The 18,529-nt window shown below is 49.6% G+C and carries 13 protein-coding genes; 3 read left to right on the top strand and 10 right to left on the bottom strand.

Features of this window, described 5'->3' with window-relative positions:
* Position 1 precedes the first annotated feature (1 nt).
* Positions 2 to 511, bottom strand: coding sequence for a GNAT family N-acetyltransferase (locus KDD30_RS05425; RefSeq protein ID WP_211647850.1), 510 nt, complete (start codon positions 509 to 511; stop codon positions 2 to 4).
* 337 nt (positions 512 to 848) lie between these two features.
* Between KDD30_RS05425 and KDD30_RS05420 the strand changes: the two genes are divergently transcribed.
* Positions 849 to 2,294: a diguanylate cyclase domain-containing protein gene (locus tag KDD30_RS05420; RefSeq protein ID WP_211647849.1), complete on the top strand. Its 1,446-nt coding sequence runs from the start codon at positions 849 to 851 to the stop codon at positions 2,292 to 2,294.
* A gap of 61 nt (positions 2,295 to 2,355) precedes the next feature.
* Here the strand turns inward: KDD30_RS05420 and KDD30_RS05415 are convergent, their stop codons facing one another.
* The gene (locus KDD30_RS05415) at positions 2,356 to 4,374 is read right to left on the bottom strand and encodes an alpha-amylase family glycosyl hydrolase (RefSeq protein WP_211647841.1); all 2,019 of its coding nucleotides are present in this window, start codon (positions 4,372 to 4,374) and stop codon (positions 2,356 to 2,358) included.
* Positions 4,375 to 4,575: 201 nt separating this feature from the next.
* Between KDD30_RS05415 and KDD30_RS05410 the strand changes: the two genes are divergently transcribed.
* Positions 4,576 to 6,252, top strand: a complete 1,677-nt coding sequence (locus KDD30_RS05410; protein ID WP_211647839.1) for an EAL domain-containing protein — start codon at positions 4,576 to 4,578, stop codon at positions 6,250 to 6,252.
* Between the two features lie 11 nt (positions 6,253 to 6,263).
* On the opposite strand, the gene KDD30_RS05405 is transcribed toward KDD30_RS05410, so the two are convergent.
* The 4 genes from KDD30_RS05405 to slyA form a co-directional block, all read right to left on the bottom strand.
* Entirely contained in the window at positions 6,264 to 7,880 is a 1,617-nt protein-coding gene (locus tag KDD30_RS05405; protein WP_211647829.1) for a methyl-accepting chemotaxis protein, read from the bottom strand.
* A 357-nt stretch (positions 7,881 to 8,237) separates the two neighbouring features.
* Positions 8,238 to 9,275, bottom strand: coding sequence for a DUF2955 domain-containing protein (locus KDD30_RS05400; RefSeq protein WP_211647827.1), 1,038 nt, complete (start codon positions 9,273 to 9,275; stop codon positions 8,238 to 8,240).
* Between the two features lie 12 nt (positions 9,276 to 9,287).
* A complete protein-coding gene (locus KDD30_RS05395; protein ID WP_211647825.1) occupies positions 9,288 to 10,346 on the bottom strand; it encodes an HlyD family secretion protein in 1,059 nt (352 codons plus the stop codon).
* Positions 10,347 to 10,352: 6 nt separating this feature from the next.
* Complete coding sequence (gene slyA, locus KDD30_RS05390; protein ID WP_211647823.1) at positions 10,353 to 10,835, bottom strand: transcriptional regulator SlyA; 483 nt, start codon at positions 10,833 to 10,835, stop codon at positions 10,353 to 10,355.
* A gap of 260 nt (positions 10,836 to 11,095) precedes the next feature.
* On the opposite strand from slyA, the gene KDD30_RS05385 reads away from it, so the two are divergent.
* On the top strand, positions 11,096 to 12,775 hold the full coding sequence (locus tag KDD30_RS05385) for an Hsp70 family protein (RefSeq protein ID WP_211647815.1): 1,680 nt from the start codon (positions 11,096 to 11,098) through the stop codon (positions 12,773 to 12,775).
* Between the two features lie 63 nt (positions 12,776 to 12,838).
* On the opposite strand, the gene KDD30_RS05380 is transcribed toward KDD30_RS05385, so the two are convergent.
* From KDD30_RS05380 to KDD30_RS05365, 4 genes are all read right to left on the bottom strand, one after another.
* The gene (locus tag KDD30_RS05380; RefSeq protein ID WP_211647806.1) at positions 12,839 to 13,321 is read right to left on the bottom strand and encodes a hypothetical protein; all 483 of its coding nucleotides are present in this window, start codon (positions 13,319 to 13,321) and stop codon (positions 12,839 to 12,841) included.
* 183 nt (positions 13,322 to 13,504) lie between these two features.
* Entirely contained in the window at positions 13,505 to 16,360 is a 2,856-nt protein-coding gene (locus KDD30_RS05375) for a J domain-containing protein (protein WP_211647803.1), read from the bottom strand.
* Complete coding sequence (locus tag KDD30_RS05370) at positions 16,357 to 17,124, bottom strand: DUF1266 domain-containing protein (protein ID WP_249199205.1); 768 nt, start codon at positions 17,122 to 17,124, stop codon at positions 16,357 to 16,359. The genes KDD30_RS05375 and KDD30_RS05370 overlap by 4 nt, the downstream gene beginning before the upstream one ends.
* 292 nt (positions 17,125 to 17,416) lie before the next feature.
* Entirely contained in the window at positions 17,417 to 18,511 is a 1,095-nt protein-coding gene (locus KDD30_RS05365) for an RNA-guided endonuclease TnpB family protein (protein WP_211647799.1), read from the bottom strand.
* Between the last annotated feature and the right edge of the window lie 18 nt (positions 18,512 to 18,529).

Below are 18,529 nucleotides of genomic sequence, written 5' to 3'. Positions count from 1 at the left end.
CTCACTCCTGATTTAAAAATTTCGCCATATAGACTTCATCGACAAACTGACCATCCACTTTCAGCGCATCCCGTTTGACACCTTCTTCCTGAAATCCCGCAGAAAGATAGAGTTTTCTGGCCACCTGATTATGCGCCATCACAGTCAGTTCCAGCCGGTGAAATTGTTGCGCGATCGCCCATTGTTCAAGGGCAGATAATAATCGCCGACCCAAGCCATGCCCCTGATACGCTTGCCGGACACCAATGACAAGATAAAGCGCATGGCGATTGCGGTTCATTTTTCCGCCGATCCCAACCACAAACCCAGCGATTTTCTGGCTGTCATCTTCTGCAATGAACATCGCTTGATGTGCGTGATCAATAAAACCCGGTAAGAGTTCTGATTGTGCCTCGACTGTCAATTGCCGTTCACCCGGTTCAAATAACATAAATGAGGTTTCATGATCCAGCGACTCAAATAATCCAACCAATTGCGCAGCATCATTCCGGTTCACGCGTCTGATATTCATTGCTCATCCATATTCAACTTTCAAAAACGTTTAAACTAGCGTAATTCAGGCGCGAAATACACCCGAAGTGCATAAAAACAGATTGCATAAATCCATTTCTCTCATGAATTAATCTTACTTTCTCATCAATGTCATAGGCGAATGTGTAATAAAGCGTCCAATTCTCATTCAGGATGCGCCATATAAACTTTGTGCAGAAGGTTAAATTTTCATCATTTCAGCCGGAATATTTTTTATCCTGGCATAGACTCATGAGAGATTCGTCAAACTTCAATCTCAGACTTACATTCATTTTCTCTAAAACAGTGGCATGGATAGATTCATTCAGGGAGGAGTAATGAGAAACCTGTTTCTCAATCTTGTCGTATTCGTTGCGATAATCGCTCCGGCTCCACTGTATTCAGTCCACCTTCAACAGACACAATCCACGTCTGTTTCACCGGTGAAGACAACAGAGGTCACCTATTGCTTCAATCCGCTCTGGCAACCTTACGAATATCTTGAGAATGGGCAGCATATCGGTATTTTCGCGGATTACCTGCGCTTGTTTGAACAGTCTCTGGGCATCCGGCTGATCCCGTATTTCACCCCAAACTGGAGCGAAGCATTAGTTGCACTTCAGCAAGGCCATTGCGATTTTTTACCGGCGATCAGCGCAACCGAAGACAGACAAGATTTTCTTAACTTCACGCAGCCTTATTATCAGATTTACAATGTGCTGGTTGCCAAAGCCGATAAGCCCACGGTAACTTCTTTCAATTCGCTGGCCGGAAAAACAATTGCCGGCCCGCAAAATACCGCCGTGATGACTCGCCTTCAGGCAGACTTTCCCGAGATTCGCCAAGTCTATGCCGCGACGCCCATTGATGCGAAACAACTGCTGGATGATGACAAAGCCTATGCCTTTGTCACCCCATTAGATGCGCTGGTGGGCCAACTCAGAGAAGACACCTTTCAGAAAAAAATCATTGCCAAACTGGATTTTTCACTGCCTATTTCGATTGGCGTCAGAAAAGACAGACCTGAACTGCTTGCCCGTTTCGACGATGCCATCGCGGCACTCACCCCACAAGCCCATACAGACATCTCGAGAAAATGGACTCAGATTACCGTCGTCGACCCAACGGATCATAGCCGCACCTATCTCTGGGCGACCACATTGCTGGTCATTCTGTTGCTGCTGGGGATCTGGATTCTCAGACTGCGGGATGAAATCAGACAGCGCAGTCAATTAGTGATGACATTACGCCATCTGGCAAACCATGACGCCCTCACCAATTTGCCAACGCTTCGCTACGGTCAGGAGAAATTAGACGAGGCGATTCGCCGCTGCCATTTACATCAAAACCAGATGGCGCTGCTTTTTGTCGATTTAGATGGATTCAAAGCTGTCAACGATAGCTTCGGACATGAAACCGGGGATCAATTGCTGAAAGCGGTTGCTATGCGTATGCTGCACTCAATTCGCGATACGGACACCGTGGTTCGTATTGGCGGGGATGAATTCATTCTGATTCTGGATAATATCAGTTCCAATGATTCGGCCAGTGAAGTGGCAGATAAAATTCTGCATCTGTTTCAGACACCGTTCCTGATTGCAGGCAAACAAATCCAGTTGAGTGCCAGCATTGGCATTGCGATTTATCCGCTCCATGGTCAGTGCCGGGAAACCCTGCTCCGACACGCCGATCAAGCCATGTATCGCGCCAAAAAGAACGGCAAAAATCAGTTTCAGCTGGCGCTGGCCAATTTACCCGAGCTGATGCAGAGTAAAAAAGCGTAAGGACAGACTGACGAAAATTTCAAAACCACCGCCAGTCTGTCGTTCACATCAAGTCAGCCAATCATTGGCATTTTGACACCATCACCTGCTCAGGTAAGCCCGTGTCCGTAAAAGAAAGACTCCAGACATAGCGTCCATCCTCTGGCAACGTCGCTGCCGTATCTTTGCCGTAATTGCCCGTGATCAGCGGTTCTGCCAGTCCCGGCCGAAGCACAAGTCCCTGCGCTGTATACTGCGGCGACCAGTCTTTTGCAGCATATTGCATCCGGTAGCTGCCCGCCTGTTCCGAGACAACCACCTGATAGAGATTTTGACCTTTATAGGTGAGCTGACGATGATGACGATGCTGCCAGCCGGCATCCGTGAAATCCCCGACCACATATAAAGGATCACGAACGGGGCCGGTTTCATCAATATCCGGCAACTGGCAATCTGCCATTCGGCCGCTGCCGCTCAGTAAAGTTGATGCCTGCGTACGGCTGATCACTGGCGTGACCGGAGTTTCAACCTGTAAAAACCGGGCTTCAAAACCATTGAGGGGAATATCATAACGTCCCTGAATCGGTTGAAATTGCTGGCCCGTCAGTAAATCAGTCAGCGGCCCTTGCGCACCCAGCTCCCGGGTATTCAGCGTCCAGTTTTGACGGTCCGCTGTGGTGCTCACCATAAAAATAATTGTGTCTTCTGCCTGTTGCTTGCGGTCAATATAAACCTGCGGATTGGCAAGAACATTCAACCGCTCCCCTGCATATAAAGCCGGATGACTGGCTCTGAGTCTCATCAGGCGGGCGACATCCTCTTTTAATTGTTGCTGCCGGAGATCCAGTGAGTGAGTCATTCCTTCTATCTTCGCGCTGGACCGTGCCACATGATCATCACAAAGCCCGATCAAAGCACAGGTATCACCGGAAACTTTTTGCGCAAATCCCGACACTTCATCTCCGATTTCCTCCCCATAATACAGCGTCACAGGGCCAGAATAAGCAGCCAGAAAAGACAGGGCTGCACGATGACGTTGCCAGTATTCATCGTCTTCAGGTTCTGCAATATTGCCGCGCTGCAACAAATCGCCAAAACGAACCAGATCATGATTGCCCAGCATCAAACTCGGCTGTGCATGAGAAGGATATAAGCGATGCAGATCCATGCCCTCTGCCAGCCAGTCTCCGCCCTTCCCGCCATTGCCGTTCTCGTTCACCGCAAAGATTTCGACCAAGCGATACCGCAATGGAAAATCAAACGCCGAACATAGTCCCGGTGATCCCTCCGGACCATATCCGGCCTGGTTGATATAATTCTCGTTATTCCAGATTTCCGCCACCATATAACCCAGCGGATGTACCTGCACTCCCTGATGATTGGTGTAAGTCACAGACCTTGAGGCTTCATCAACCGTCTTGCGGATGGCCTGCCATGCATCCAGCGGGACCTGATATGCCTGATCCAGACGCCAGCCATCAATTTTCAGTTCCCTGATCCAATATGCCGCTACTTCCTGATAAAACGGCAGACTTTCCGGGTAACCGACCGGGTTCGAATCACCGGCAGGTTTCAGACCCGAAGGTGACGGCACCACCTCACCTTTGTGATGGCCGAATACACCATCAAAGAACACATACATGCCCCGTTGATGCGCCTGTTCAACCAGATTCCGTGCATCGTCCAGTGTGCCGAACCTCGGATCAATACTGAAATAGTCCGTTGCAAAATAACCGGTCGCATCCAGCTTATCCGCCCAGTGATCCTGCCCTATGATTGGCTTCGACTCGAACACAGGCGTCAGCCAGATGGCATTCATGCCAAGCGACTGAATATAGTCCAGCGAATCAATAACTCCCTTCAGATCTCCCTGATGGTGACTGGTACCATAGCCCGTGCCATGGCCAACGGCAGGATCACCGTCGACAAAACTTTCAACCATCACCTGATAGATTCGTAATTGATTTGCCTCCGTCGCCATGCTTGTCTGGCACCCATAAGGTATGCGCAGGGCATCACCGGGGTTATCCGAACTTTCTGAACTGCCGCACCCGGCTAATATTCCGGACAGTAAAATCGATAATATGCGTCCTGACTTCATGTTTCTCTCCCTGATCGCTTGATGATTGATCCGTATTATCAATCAAGGCGTTCTTTCAGAAACCAGCCTTATCATTCTTTTTACCGGCGTAGTCAGGGGGTGGAGAGATTGCTCAGATATTCACATTTATTGATGTAGATCAATTTTGATGTTTTATATAAATATTGTTATCAGTTTTGCTCACATAACATTCCAAACAAAGTGAACCATGGTATTCTAATACTCAGCCTCTCATCAAAATATGCTGAACTATTGATTATGAATTTTCGTTGCCAACAGAAAAAAACGGCCTCTTATAGAACAGCGCTCTGGCAATGTTGCATCACTCTTTCTATCTTTCTTGGTATCATTGCAATTGGATTCTCAGGTGTTTACCTTCATGCAAGGTATAGTCTTCAAAACCAGATTTACGAAAAAGAAACGATTCTGAATACGCTCCTGCAAAATATTCTCGACGATGCATATGACGCAACCTTTCAGGCAGCCCAATTATTAGACCAAGACTGCAACCTTGACATATCAAATCAATTGAAGCGGCTTTCAATACTCAACTCAAATATTCGAACAATCAATCTGGTCAAAGATAACCACATTTATTGTTCATCCGCTTTCAATCAGCCCATTTCAAACAATATCACCAGCTATCTACCCATTCAGGGAAACATTTTCCTGATTCCTTCGAGCTATTATAGTCCCGATAGAAAAACCTTAATTGTCAGCCATCAAAGGAGCAATGGGTTTGCGGTAGCGATGATCGATACCAGCTATGTCAGAAAATTACTGAACACCATCACCAAAGATATTCCCCTGACCATCACCCTCAACAACCATCAGTCTGTGGAATTTAATCATGCTAGTATTCATATGCCCGCCGCCACTCAAATATCCCAGAGTGCGATAAATAATGAGTTTACCATCTCAGCTTATATCACCAGAGGGATGTATATGAATTATTTGAAGCATGAACTTTATATCCATTTATACCTTTGCATCCTTATTGCCATTCTGGTCAGCGCTTATCGTTATCGTCAGTTAAATCGCCCCCGTTCGCCTCAGGAAGAATTGAAAAGAGCAGTCCTGAATCAAGAGTTTTCTCCTTTTATTCAGCCTATCGTTAATCGACAAGGCCAATTATGCGGTGCAGAAATACTCATCCGCTGGCAACATCCCAACCAAGGCATTATCCGGCCGGATTTCTTTATTCCGCTGGCAGAGGAAACGGGGTTAATCAGTATCATGACCACACAGATTCTCTATCAATTGAAAGAATGCCTGATTCAAAACATTCACTTACTACCGGACAATTTCCACCTGGCGATCAATATCAGTGCAAGCCAGTGCGATGATCTCCAGTTGTATCAGGACTGTCTGAACTTACTGTCCCACCTTCCCGAAGGGAAGCTTCAATTGGTTGTGGAACTGACGGAGCGCGCCATCATTGAAGATACACGTCAGACACATCATTTGTTTGAAAAGCTGCACCAGTTAGGCGCACAAATCGCGCTGGATGATTTCGGCACCGGCCATTCCTCACTCAGCTATATCAATCAGTTTGATGTCGATATCATTAAGATTGATAAAAGCTTCACGAATCTGATTAAAACTGTGGACCATCCAAATCACATCGTGGATAACGTGCTCGATCTGGCGGCACGCCTGAATATTGAGGTCGTTGCAGAAGGGGTTGAAAATGCAATCCAGGAAGACTATCTCAAACAACGCCATATTCGTTATTTTCAGGGATATTTTTACGGCAAGCCTCTCGCTTTGGAGCACTTTTTTGATCAGTTGGCCACACTCCCGGCGGCAGAAAGCGATACCCTGCAAGCCACAGTTCAAAAGAAACAGCAACCCGACTCAGGGAGCAGCGCCCCCTGAGCAACTTCCGATCACACTTTAAAATACGCCAGGTGCTGATTCAGCAGTTCCGAGGCTTCTGCCATCGCCTGACTTTCCATCGCCAGATTCATGGACGCTTCTTTCATCGCATTCGCTGAAAGATTAATACTGCTGACATTTTCGTTCATTTCATTCGCCACAATGCCCTGTTGCTCGGCTGCAGCAGCAATCAACACAACCCGATCCGTGGTCTCATTCAGATCGGCCACCATGGTGTCGAAGGTCGTTCGGGTTGCCAGCGCCACATCGACGCACGCTGCCGCCTGATGATGACTGGTTTGCATCGTCTGGCTGGATTGCTCGGCAATCTGAGTCAGCCGGTCAATGCTGGCTTTCACTTCTGAAGTGGACTGCTGGGTCCGGCTCGCCAGATTTCGGACTTCATCGGCAACCACGGCAAACCCGCGTCCCATTTCCCCGGCCCGTGCGGCCTCTATCGCGGCATTCAGTGCCAGCAGGTTGGTTTGCTCGGACACATCCTGAATCACATTCACCACAGCATGAATATCTTTCACACCATTGAGTAACTGATTCACCAGGCTGTCTGCATCGGTAATGTTTTCCGCAACCGTCTGTATGTTATCGCTGGTCGCTTTCATGCGCGTACTGCTGTCATGGGCTTGTGCCGACACCCCTTTCGTAGCTTCTGAGGTACTTTCTGCGTTCTGCGCCACATCGTTTATGGTCGCCGACATTTCATTCATCGCAGATGACAATTGCTCCAATTGCACATGCTGCGACTCCACACTGCTGGCAGTTTCCTCGCTGGCACCAGCGATCCGGCTAGCCATATCCCGCGATTGTGCGGCAGAATCACTGGCGACTTTCACTGCGGCCTGTAACTTATCCAACATGCGATCGACTTCCCGGCCCATGTCACCGATTTCATCTGTACGCTGCTTGTTCAGCCGGACTTTCAGATTCCCGTCCGCAATCACATGGACCTTATCGACCAGCGCATTCAGCGGCATCACAATGTCTCGTGCCAACAGGTAACCAAGCCCACCCAAGATCAGAATCGCAACTGCCGCAAAACCGGCTTCTTTGGCCAGATTGAGATAAAACTCGTCTTCAATATCAGACACAAGAATGCCGGAACCAAGGATCCAGTCCCACTGCGGGAAATAAAGCACGTAGGAAATTTTGTCATGCAGACGGCCATCCGGCGCCCGCCAGGTGTAATCCAGAAAGCCCTGTCCGTCCGAGGCTGCAATCCGGGCCATTTCCTGCCAGTGATACTGGCCGGACCCATCGCGGATCGAGGATGCATCCGCGCCGTTGAGTTCAGGCTTCAGCGGATGGAGGATCACTTGCTGGCGAGGATTGGTGACCCAGAAATAGTTGTCGCTGTCATACCGCAATTGTTCAATCGCTTGCTTAGCCATCTGCTGCGCTTGCGTCTGGCCCAGTTCAGATGCCTGTCCGGCAAAATACTGAATAATACTTTGCGCCGTTTCGACTTGTGCCCGCAATTTGCCTTCCCGTTCCTGAAAAGCAGCCGTGCGTTGTAACGCCAGATTATAAATGCAGACAGAGACAATCATTCCGGCTGCAATGGCAACCAGCAACTGTAATTTTATTTTTATCGAAATATTCCCTAATTTCACGCGATCACCATGCCAAATAAGCAACAAAACACCTATTGTGGCCGAGTGAAGTCTCCCCTTATTTATCTGAGGTCAAAGAAATAGGAAATCATCCCCTTCAGGCATAAACCAAAACACTGATATGCGACATTAATCATAGGAAGATTCAGTGGATTGCTGTGCCGTTGCAGCAAAGCATAACCGGGATCGAATCTGTTATACCAATCAAAGTCAGTCAATGATCAGAAATAGCGCAGGAAAAATGTTTGAAAACAAGGCTGATTTTTTAGATAAGTCGTGATTCTACAATCAAAAAATCTAACGCAGTGATCGAACATTTGAACAAGCTAGGATGACCGTGATTGACTGCGATTGGTATTAGGCGGCACTGAACCGGGTCGCTTCAAAGCGGTTGAGCAGCAGGTGAACCAGATACGTGACCAGCAGCGTCACCACAATGGCAAAAAAGATACTGCTGACGCGATACAGGGCGCTGAAAATCAAATCATTCCCGGGCGTCAGATACTGGCCAAACAAGATGCCCAGTGTCGTTAATCCCCCAAAACCTGCCCCCGAACCACTGGACTCTTTCACATGCATGTAACTGAAAATCATCGCACCAATCCAAAGGACAGGCACAATCAGAATTAACATGTCTGACCAATCATAAAGCAACAGTTGTCCGGCCATACCGAACGACACGCCGAGCAGCGTTCCCATTGCCCGCTTTCTGGCGTAACCCAAGGCACCGTTCCAATGCATCGGAAATAGAAGCAATAAAGTCGTCGCCTGAGCTGACATGGAGTCATTGAGATCAAACACCTGAAACACAATAAAAGACAGCGTTGCAATGGTCGCCCCCATCAGAGCTTCATGACGCATCCGGTGCGAACCTTTGGGCTCTACCGGCCGGGCCGACGCGGGCCTTGGCGTCGCATCTGGAATCAGAAATGTCATCAGATATGCAATCACCACAGACAATACATTGGCCAGCAGGTTACTGAAAATCAGATCATTTAAATCGGAGCTGGGATAGCTGGCGAAATGCAGCATGATACTCAGACTCAGGACACTGTTGGCACCAAACAGAAACAACGGCCCCTTCGACATGCAAGCAAATTTGTACAGAAACAGCACAAACGCAATCATCGTCATCATACCGGGATGACTGCCAAACAACCCGCCAAGCATGCCCACTTCCAGCCCGCAAACGACCGCAGCAGCAATCAGTTGTCTGGCCGCATGTGCGCTCATCACCGGCACCATGCCCAGCAACAGCATCGGTGTGACCGTAAAAAATACGCCGTAATTCCAGCCAAATAGTTTACTGAGGGTAAAACCCAGCGTGGCGCCGGTAGCAATTCTCAGACACTGGCGGAAATCATTTTCCGACATCGGGTGATCCCAAAGTTTCATAGCCACTCCGTATTAATAAATATAATGAAGGGCACTCAGGAACCGAATCTGTGTGCGGGCCAACCAAGCCAGCAAGCCATTTTCGGGCACCAACTGAACCGTCGCTCTGGCACCGGCAGGCAATGCCTGAACCGATTCCCCCTCAAGGCTCAGATGCAAACGCATACGTTGTGCATCACGCACCCAGCGGTTGGATTCCGTGGGTGACGCCAGACGGCCATTGGCATCAAACTGACCTGCACTGACCCCGGCATCCAGGCTGCTGATCTGCGCTGTGAAGACCCGGCCCGGCTGACTGTCGAATGCAATCATGGCCTGGCTGTTCTGTGAGAAATGGCGCAGGCTTTTCTCGCGGAAGTCCGCAATGATATCAACATCTTTGGACACGAGTGCGACCAGCGGATTTCCTGCCGCGGCATAAGCCCCTTTTTCAAGCTGCAGGTTGGTCACCACGCCATCGTGTTTGGCTTCCACCTGCGTATAAGACAGATTCAACTCGGCCTGTTTCAGCTGGTTTTTCGCAACACGGATACTGAGGTTCATCTCGCTGACATCGCCCCGGCTAACTTCCAGCTCTTTCAGGCGGGCCTGAGCAGCAATCAGATTTGCTTTTGCAGCCTTGGCGGCACTCTGTGCGTCATCACGCAGTTGCTGTGAGGTCCCATTGCGGTGAAACAAAGCATTCAATCGGTTCGCTTCGCGATTCTTCTGCTGTAACACCGCGTCATTGGCTTCTACATCCGCACGGGCAGCCAGAATCGATGCATCCAGCTGTTCATTGTTCTGAATGACTTTTTCCAGATTCAGACGTGCCTGCTCAACCGCCAGCTGATACGGCGCCGGGTCGAGATCAAACAGGACATCCCCCTGATGCACCACCTGGTTGTTTTTGACATGAATATCGGTGATCTGTCCGCTCACTTGCGGCGACACTTTGGTCACAACCCGTGTTGCCATCGCTTGTGGGGTTAAAGGCATGGCCAGATCCGCCACCAGAAAATAGGCGAACAGAAGCATAAAAGCGAAACAGGCATTGCGGATCCAGCGGGCGAATTTTTGATCGGGTGTCATAATGACTTACTTCTCCTGTGCGTGGTTATCGCTTTCCCGGTGCAGGGAATCCAGCGCGTTATGCGCAATTTGCTCCAGCATCAGACTCAGATGCTGCAAATCTTCTTCTCGAATCTCCGCCAGTAACTGACGACGGACCTGCATGATGCGGGTCTCCATTTGCAAAATCATCTGGCGGCCGGATTCAGTCAGGCTGACGATCCGGGCACGTTTGTCGGTCTCGCAGCATCGCCGGGTGATCAGGGACTGTTCTTCCAGTTGCTTCAGGGTCCGCATCAACGACGCCAGTTCGATTTCAAGCGCTTCGGCCAGTGTCTTCTGGCTGACGTGATCGCCCAGACGTTGTAATTTCCACAATGCTGTCCAGCGGGGATGAGTCAGTCCGAGCGGTGCCAGCTCACGATCGGCGACCATTTTCCATAACCGGGAGACACGGCCCAGTTGCTCTGCCAGTGGCATATCCCGAAGATAATTGATGTCCTGAACCATGATTCACCGCTCTAATTAGTTAGCCTGCTAAGTAATATAATCGAGTCAGCAGGCCAAGTAAATAGTTGTGAGTTCAATCACACATTTCTTGTACGCGCAGGCGAATGCACAGAAATACCCGACGGCTTTGGGTAACCAAGCAGCACAATGCCATCAGCAAGGCTTTTCTCAACGTCTCACATCTTTGAAATCAACACGTTGGCTCAAAGCATATCTCTTGATATCCTGCGCCTTTCTGTGGGTATGCAATAGGGATTACTGTGAGCACAAACAAACATCTGGCGATCGGGATTGATTTAGGCACAACCAACAGTGCCATTGCCGTTTGGCGTGATGGTCAGGCCGAACTGATCCCGAATGCACTGGGCCACTTTCTGACACCTTCAGTGGTGAGTATTGATGAACAGGGACAGGTACTGGTCGGTGAAGCCGCGCAGTCCAGGTTGCTCACCCGCCCGCAGGAAACAGCCGCGGCTTTCAAACGCTTTCTGGGCACGGAAAAAACCTATTTACTCGGACAGACCCGCTATACGCCTGCCGAACTCTGCGCGCTGATCCTGCAATCACTCAAAGCCGATGCCGAAGCACATCTGGGCGAAGCGATTCTTGAAGTCGTGATTTCTGTGCCGGCGTATTTCAGCGACCAACAACGCAAGCAAGTCCATCAGGCGGCAGAACTGGCGGGATTGATTGCCGTCCGGCTGATCAACGAACCCACCGCAGCGTGCCTTGCGTACAGCCTGCATGAAACCCATGAGCGACGCTTTCTTGTATTCGATCTGGGAGGCGGGACTTTTGATGTCACAGTGGTTGAGCATCAGGACGGTTTTGTCGACGTCCATGCCTCCGCGGGCGATAACCAGCTTGGCGGTGAAGATTTCACGCGCCAGCTGGCAGCGTATGTGATAGATCAGCTGAAAACCCGCGAAAGCGATCTCAGCCTGAGCGATCGGGCCAAGATTTTCAGCGCCTGCGAAGCTGCCAAAAAAAATCAGCAACCTGAGATGACAATCGTCCTGCCTGAGCCATTCAATACTCAGTTCACGCTGACGCCATTTCAACTGGAAGACATCTGGAAATCCACCTTACTCAAGCTCTCGCAACCCCTGCGCCGTGCTCTGAGTGACGCCCGAATCAGTACCGATCAAATCGATGAACTGATTTTTGTTGGCGGCGCAACACGACTGCGTCAGGTGCAGCAACTGGCAACCCGGCTGATCGGCCGGTTTGGCCAGAGCAAGCTGGACCCGGATCAGGTTGTTGCGATGGGGGCTGCCACGCAGGCCGCCTGTCGGCTTCGGGATCAGGCAGTTCAGGAGATCGTGCTGACAGATGTCAGCCCATTCAGTCTGGGCATTGCCGCCAACCGAAACGGGCAAGTGGATGTCTTCAGCCCAATCATTGAACGCAATACCGTGATTCCGACCTCCCGGGTCGAACGTTTCAACACCTCTTATGACCAGCAGGATAAAGTCCGGATCGCGGTTTATCAGGGCGAGCGATTCTGGGCACGCGAAAATATCTTCATCACTGAGTTTGAAATTGAAGTACCACCGAACCGGGCGGGAGAAGAAGCCATAGATGTACGTTTCAGTTATGACATCAATGGCCTGCTCGAAGTGGATGTGACGATTCTATCAACCAATGCCAAAGTCCAGCAGGTGATTGATCGCACGCCCGTTGGCCTCAGCGAAGCCGACAAGCGCGCCAGTCAGGAACGTCTGGCGCAACTGAAAACCCACCCGAGAGATCAGTTACCGAACATCGCACTGGCGGAAAAACTCAACCGACTTTATGAAGAAAAACTCGGCTACGAGCGAGAAATGATTGAACATCTGATCCTGCAATTTACGCAGGCACTGGACAGCCAGAATCAACAAATCATCCTGGATACAAAGAAAGAAGTTGAGGTGCAGTTGAAACACTGGGGTTTTTCGTAATCTGTACCGGATCGAACTCAAAAAATTTCAGGGGCAATCATTGCCCCTGAAAGCTCAATCTCACTATTGCACTAATTTATAGGCATCCCAAAGAAGCCCAGTTCTATCATCTACACCAGTCATCGTATTTGGTTGAATATCTGTAACCCGGTAAACCCATTCACAATCCGTTTGTGACATACCAGATGAAGCATCAGTGCAGAAAGAAAGCTCATTATTTTCTGTCATCATCAGCTGATTAATTTTATAAACAACGTTACTGCTTGTTGTCATGACACCGCCAGAAGAAGTGAAATCAATAAATTTGATTCCCTTATCATTCCGGTACTCTAAACGCCAGCGAGTCCCCGGTAAATTAGACAATGTTGCCTTCGAATCATTTCGTTTTAATTGGTATCTCACATCGCCCGTCGTGGTCACCCAAACCAGATCCTTACGATGATCGCCATTAATGTCAACAATATGTAATTCCTGGACATTTTCACCCAAAATCAAATCTTGAGCTGGCTCATATTCAAGTGAAGCAGCAAACGAAGAAAATCCCAAACCAGTGATTAGGGGGGCAAATAGATAGCTATTTTCATTCTATTAACTTTCCATAGCAATGATACAAACATGCATGATAAGAAATAAAGTGCATAACTTCTATGTATTCGTTAGCATCCTGCCCTGCAAACTTGAAAGCCCTCGAGGATATAAAAAAAGAGGCCATACGGCCTCTTCCTGGACTTACTTTTTCTTTTCTTTCATCCCGAGCAATTTGCGTAAATTGACGGTTCGTTTTTTCACCACTTTTTTCTCCCATCCGCCATTTCCGTAAAGCTGGGTTAGCCCTCTTGCGGTAAACCAATGGGTAATGAGGTTGATCAACGCCAGAACCGGAGATTTCGTCCACAGGGCTGCAATCAGCACAAAGGTGGCATAGCCGGCATAACGCATCCGGTTTCGCCGTTCAATGATGGGTTGACCAATTCGCCACACAACAAAACTGTGGCAGACAAAGAGCAACACCTGATAAACCAGCAAACTCACGCCAGCAATCTGGGAACGAGCCTGCCCGTCGGCTTCAAAAAACGTTGGCGTGAAGAAAAGCAACCAGGACACAAAAAAGAAAATTGCCAGCCACTGCAAACGCCGACGACTGAAGCTCGCCGCTTGTTTGCCTTTCTGCTGAATGTCTTGCGTCAGCTTATGCTGATACATTTGCTCCAGATGGGTAATCGCAATATCAGCCGTTGCCTGCTGCAACGCAGTCTGCCCTTTTCGACTGTAAGCCAGATGCTTCATTGGAGACAAGTCATACCCTTTCTCCCCCAACCCCAGATGTAACTGTGTTAACAGGTGGTACATCGGATAATGAAAATTCTTGGCATCATCAACCGGAGAATGATCAGCCATTTCTACCGGCGGAATAAACCAGTCTTTATCTCGGGTCAGCATGGCGTACAAAAAGGTCGGTTCAGTCACACGATAGTTCTCCTGATCCAGCCCTTTCTCTTCCCGTAAACGAATCAGAGACTGCTGCTGCCAGGACACGACATCCAGAAAATGCGGGTGCTGCCTTAACGCAGCCGCTGTGAGGTTCCAGAAGACAATGGCTTCATCAAAATGATCCTTCGCCAGCACACGCGACAAGGCGCAACAAGCCGTAATATCTCCGGTTTGTGCGAGCTCGAGCAATTGCGTCTGATCGCAGGAACGGGTCAGCAAAGTGACCTGATCATCCACAAGGGTCCGGTAAACAAACTGTTCCGGAAATTCATTCAACGCCTGAACGGCATCCGGCAGGAAAGTATCCGGCGACGCCGCAAAAGGCAGCAACTTCGCCATTGGCCCTTGCTGCTGTTCTGCAGGAAGTAAAGGCAAAGCATCAATCATCGACTGCCTTGCCGTCCCGACCGGAGACATATGCCCGTAGTAAAACAATGCCCAATCAAAAACACCTTGAAACGGCGTGTCCTGCCAGCAACTGGCCAGCCGGAAATCGGGGTTCACACACCGGAAGAAATTCAGGGAATCAACATAGGCCGGATAGGTATTGGCATCCCAGAGCGCCTGCTGCGTGAGGATGCCGGTTTCAGTGAACTTTTGAAACCAGGCATCCGGCAATAGCGGATGACGGACCAGGCAATCAAGCCACTGCGCCTTACTGAGCGATTCAAATTCCTGATCGGTCAGTGGCTCCACCTGAAAGAAGGCATCTGTTTCGTAAAGATCCAATTTTTGCTGTAAGGATGTGCTGCCAGCCTTCAAGTTGCATTGTCGTTGTACCCATGCTTTTGTCAGCTCAACTGCATACTGGTGTTCAGGCAATGCTATTTCGAATGCATTCAGTTTTTGCTGAATCTGTGCCAGCCACGCCCAACTGCCAAAACGTCCGGCCCAGAAGGCCTCCGTCAACAAGGCTTCAATCCCGGTCATGCCCGCAAAATCAAGCCGATGACTGAATCCTGGGTGATCATGTCCGGTCAGTTGGCCATACAACCACAAAAACAGCCGGCTTTCCGGGTCTGATTCCGGTTGTGGAAAAAGCTGACGTTCTGCACGCCAGTAAACTTGTGGTAAAGGTTGCCATTGCTGACGAAGAAACCCGTAGCACAGTGCCAGCAGCCGGTTATGCGGTACGGTTTGCTGGTATTGCAACTCCGCCACCTCGGCGAACGCATTCAGCGCGAGCAAACGTTCAGAAACCCGATGGACTGCCTCCAGATCCCCCAGCTTGCGACTGACTTCACCCAGAATTTCCCACTGCCCAAGCGTCAGGGTGTCGGGATCGGCCTCCAGCAGCTGGTGAACCAAATACGCCGCCAGAGTTTCCGGCAATTGCTGGCAGGCAAGAAAGCCCTTCAGCAGACTGACCCGAAAGGTCACGGAAGCAACCAAACTGGTGGCCATCGGCTGCGAAAGAATATTCTTCAGCGCCGCGACTTCGCCATAACCCATGGCAAGATGAAATGGCCTCAAGAAGCTCAGCACGGCCCGCTGTTCAGCCCCCGGCATTGCATCCAGGTGAGACAAGGTGATCGATAACGCTTGCTGACGCCAGTCCTCGAGAAACTCCCCCAGCTCGCTCTGTTCAGGTGTCCCGCTCAATAAAAGCTCCCAGCTCAATCCATGCCAGAGCAGTTCAATGATTTCGCCCGGTAACCAGCGGTTGTTCGTGATCTGCGTCACGGTTGCATCTGAAATTGCCTGTTGCTGGGTAATGGGCAACCCCTGAACTGCATCAATCCAGTCTTGCCACATCGCAGGCTGAAACCGTCGTTGCGGATCCATCAGTAATTGCTGCAGGGATGTTATCAACTCATGCGGGCTACCCTCACGCCCTCGGTTCGTCTGCGCATCCGGTACCAACGGAACAACCTCGGCATCATCCAGTATTGGCTGAACCGGGGCATTGTCCTGCCCTTTTGCCAGAGTTTCGAGGCTGGCAATCGCGGCTTCATAAGCAGCCCGAACGGTTTGAAAACCTTCTGGATCATCTTCAGGATGATGCTGACGCAGCTTGATTCGGTAAGCCTTTTGAATGGCTTTTTCGTCGGTGGTTTGCGCAATCTCTAGAATGTCCCAACAGCTCATCGTCATCCCTCACTCGTTTCATTCAATAATGCATTCAGAGATTCTGGCACCTGAATGTCCGGCAACCTGACGTCCCAGGCCAGCGCCGGGATCGGAATGTCCGGATCATTGTCGATCAGATTGAAAAACTGGCTGTAACCAATGCCAAAGCCATTACTGAGCAAATAAGGAATGTTCACTTCATCCTCGTCTTCATCATTCATGTATTCCCAATAGGCCCGGCCAAAAATAAAACTTTGCAGATACTGTTCCCAGCTCAAATAGTCACGTTGAATCTGGCGTGATAAATAATTCAGTAGAAAAGCGAACTCTTCCTGAGTGACTTTGCCGATGGCATAGCCAGCCCGGGTCAGAAATGAGGCCCGGCAATAATCCCAGGCTTTGAAACCGGCAACACCGACATGTCTGAACACTGCATCAACAAATCGCAGTTCGCCCTGTGCTACTTCACTTTTTGTCGCATCAATCCGCTGCAACCATGCCTGATTGGTCATACAGGCCCGACGACTGAACTCACTGCGCCACACATTGCCATGCACTTCAGCCATCGCCAGTTGATGTATCATCTGATGCCAGTCGCGGCGTGTCTCTATCCCCCAGGACTCCGAGATATTTTTTGCCCACTCGGCCAACCCCGCTTCAGATGTCCGCATACCGGGCATGTCGTAATCATAATGCTCGCGGTTATAGCAAATCTGAGGAGACGTGATCGCTAACCACCATTGGCAATGTGGCAGACTGAGATCAAATTTATAAGCAGAGATAGACATGCCGCTTTCCTGAATCAAACACAATGAGTTCAGTAGCATAGCCGGATTCAAGCCATGCGCCAATAAAGAGCGGCATTTCAGTGAAGGGAGAGTGAGCTTGGTTTGAAAAAGGTTTGCAGGGGCTGGCTCCGATCTTTCGTATGCCAAATTTTTGACGAGATAAAGACGGGCACGTCGTGATTGTTTGAGCTGTCGTGGGGAGCGTGGGGCTCGACTGAAATCAAGTCGATAGGTACTGGATCCGTCCAGTACCTACATCTGATAAACACATTGAATTGACATCCTCCCCGAGCTAAAGCGCGGGGATTCCTACAGCTAGACGGCGATGCCCCGCCGCGAGAATATTGCTTGCCGCGTTTACGTCGCGGTCGTGCTCTGCTCCGCACTCAGAGCACACCCATTCTCTTATTCGCAAGCCTGCTCTACCTTTCGGACTGCTGTCGGGGATAGCCCCGCAGCACGAACAAGTTACGGTGGAGTACGATTCGTTGACTACTTCGAACACAACTGACCGCGCTATCGCTTTATATTCCAACTGTGTTTTGAGCATTGACCAACCAGCATCTAAAACCGATTTTGCCATCTTGGTTTTAACCAGCTTGGTACTGCTCACATCGCCAACGATTATCGCAGCGTTGTTATTTACAAGCTGCGTACTGAATTTATGTAAAGCATCCTTGCGACGATTTTTTATCTTCGCGTGAATTGCCTTAACTCGCTTTTTCTTATTCGCTCTCTGAGCGATACCCAAATCCGCTTCTAGATCGCGGTAGAAGTTACCACGCTCTAGCTTAGTGCCATCACTGCACGTCGCAGTGTCTTTAAGCCCTAAATCCACCCCAATGGCGGCTTTACCTGTGGCTGTGGGTAATTGCTCTACCTGTACGCACACATTGAAGTACCAACGCCCTCTAGAGTCTTCAGAGAAAGAACCAGAGGTGAATTCGTACTGTGAAAGCCCGTAGGTATCCCATACTTTAAAGATGTGCTTCGCAAACACTACCTGACCATTCTTCCACTTGGCCGAACCTTTCTTGAATGGAACAAAGCCCAGAGAGCGTTTAGAGCCAGAACTTACGCGCCAGCGTAACTTAGCACGTTTGAATTGCTTTCTTGCTTGAGCATGTTTGGCACATACCTCTTGCGCGGTGTGAGATGGGATAATAAACCCCGATTCCTTTCTGAACTTTAGAACAGGCTTTTGGGTGTCGTAAGCTGACATCCAGACAGGTTTAACCGCGCCAGCATCGCTATAGTTGCGACTAGCTTTCATGGTTAGTTCGTTAGCAAAGTTAAAGCACTGATTAACTTCATACGACATCTGCCTCAGCAGCTTCGCATGTTTATCTTTAACCCTAACACTTAAAGTTTTGGTCTGAATGCTCATATTCCTTTAACATAAGCG

The organism is Photobacterium sp. GJ3 (assembly GCF_018199995.1).
Classification (GTDB): domain Bacteria; phylum Pseudomonadota; class Gammaproteobacteria; order Enterobacterales; family Vibrionaceae; genus Photobacterium.
Note: the sequence above shows the minus strand (reverse complement) of the source record. Positions and strands in the feature narration are given on the sequence as shown.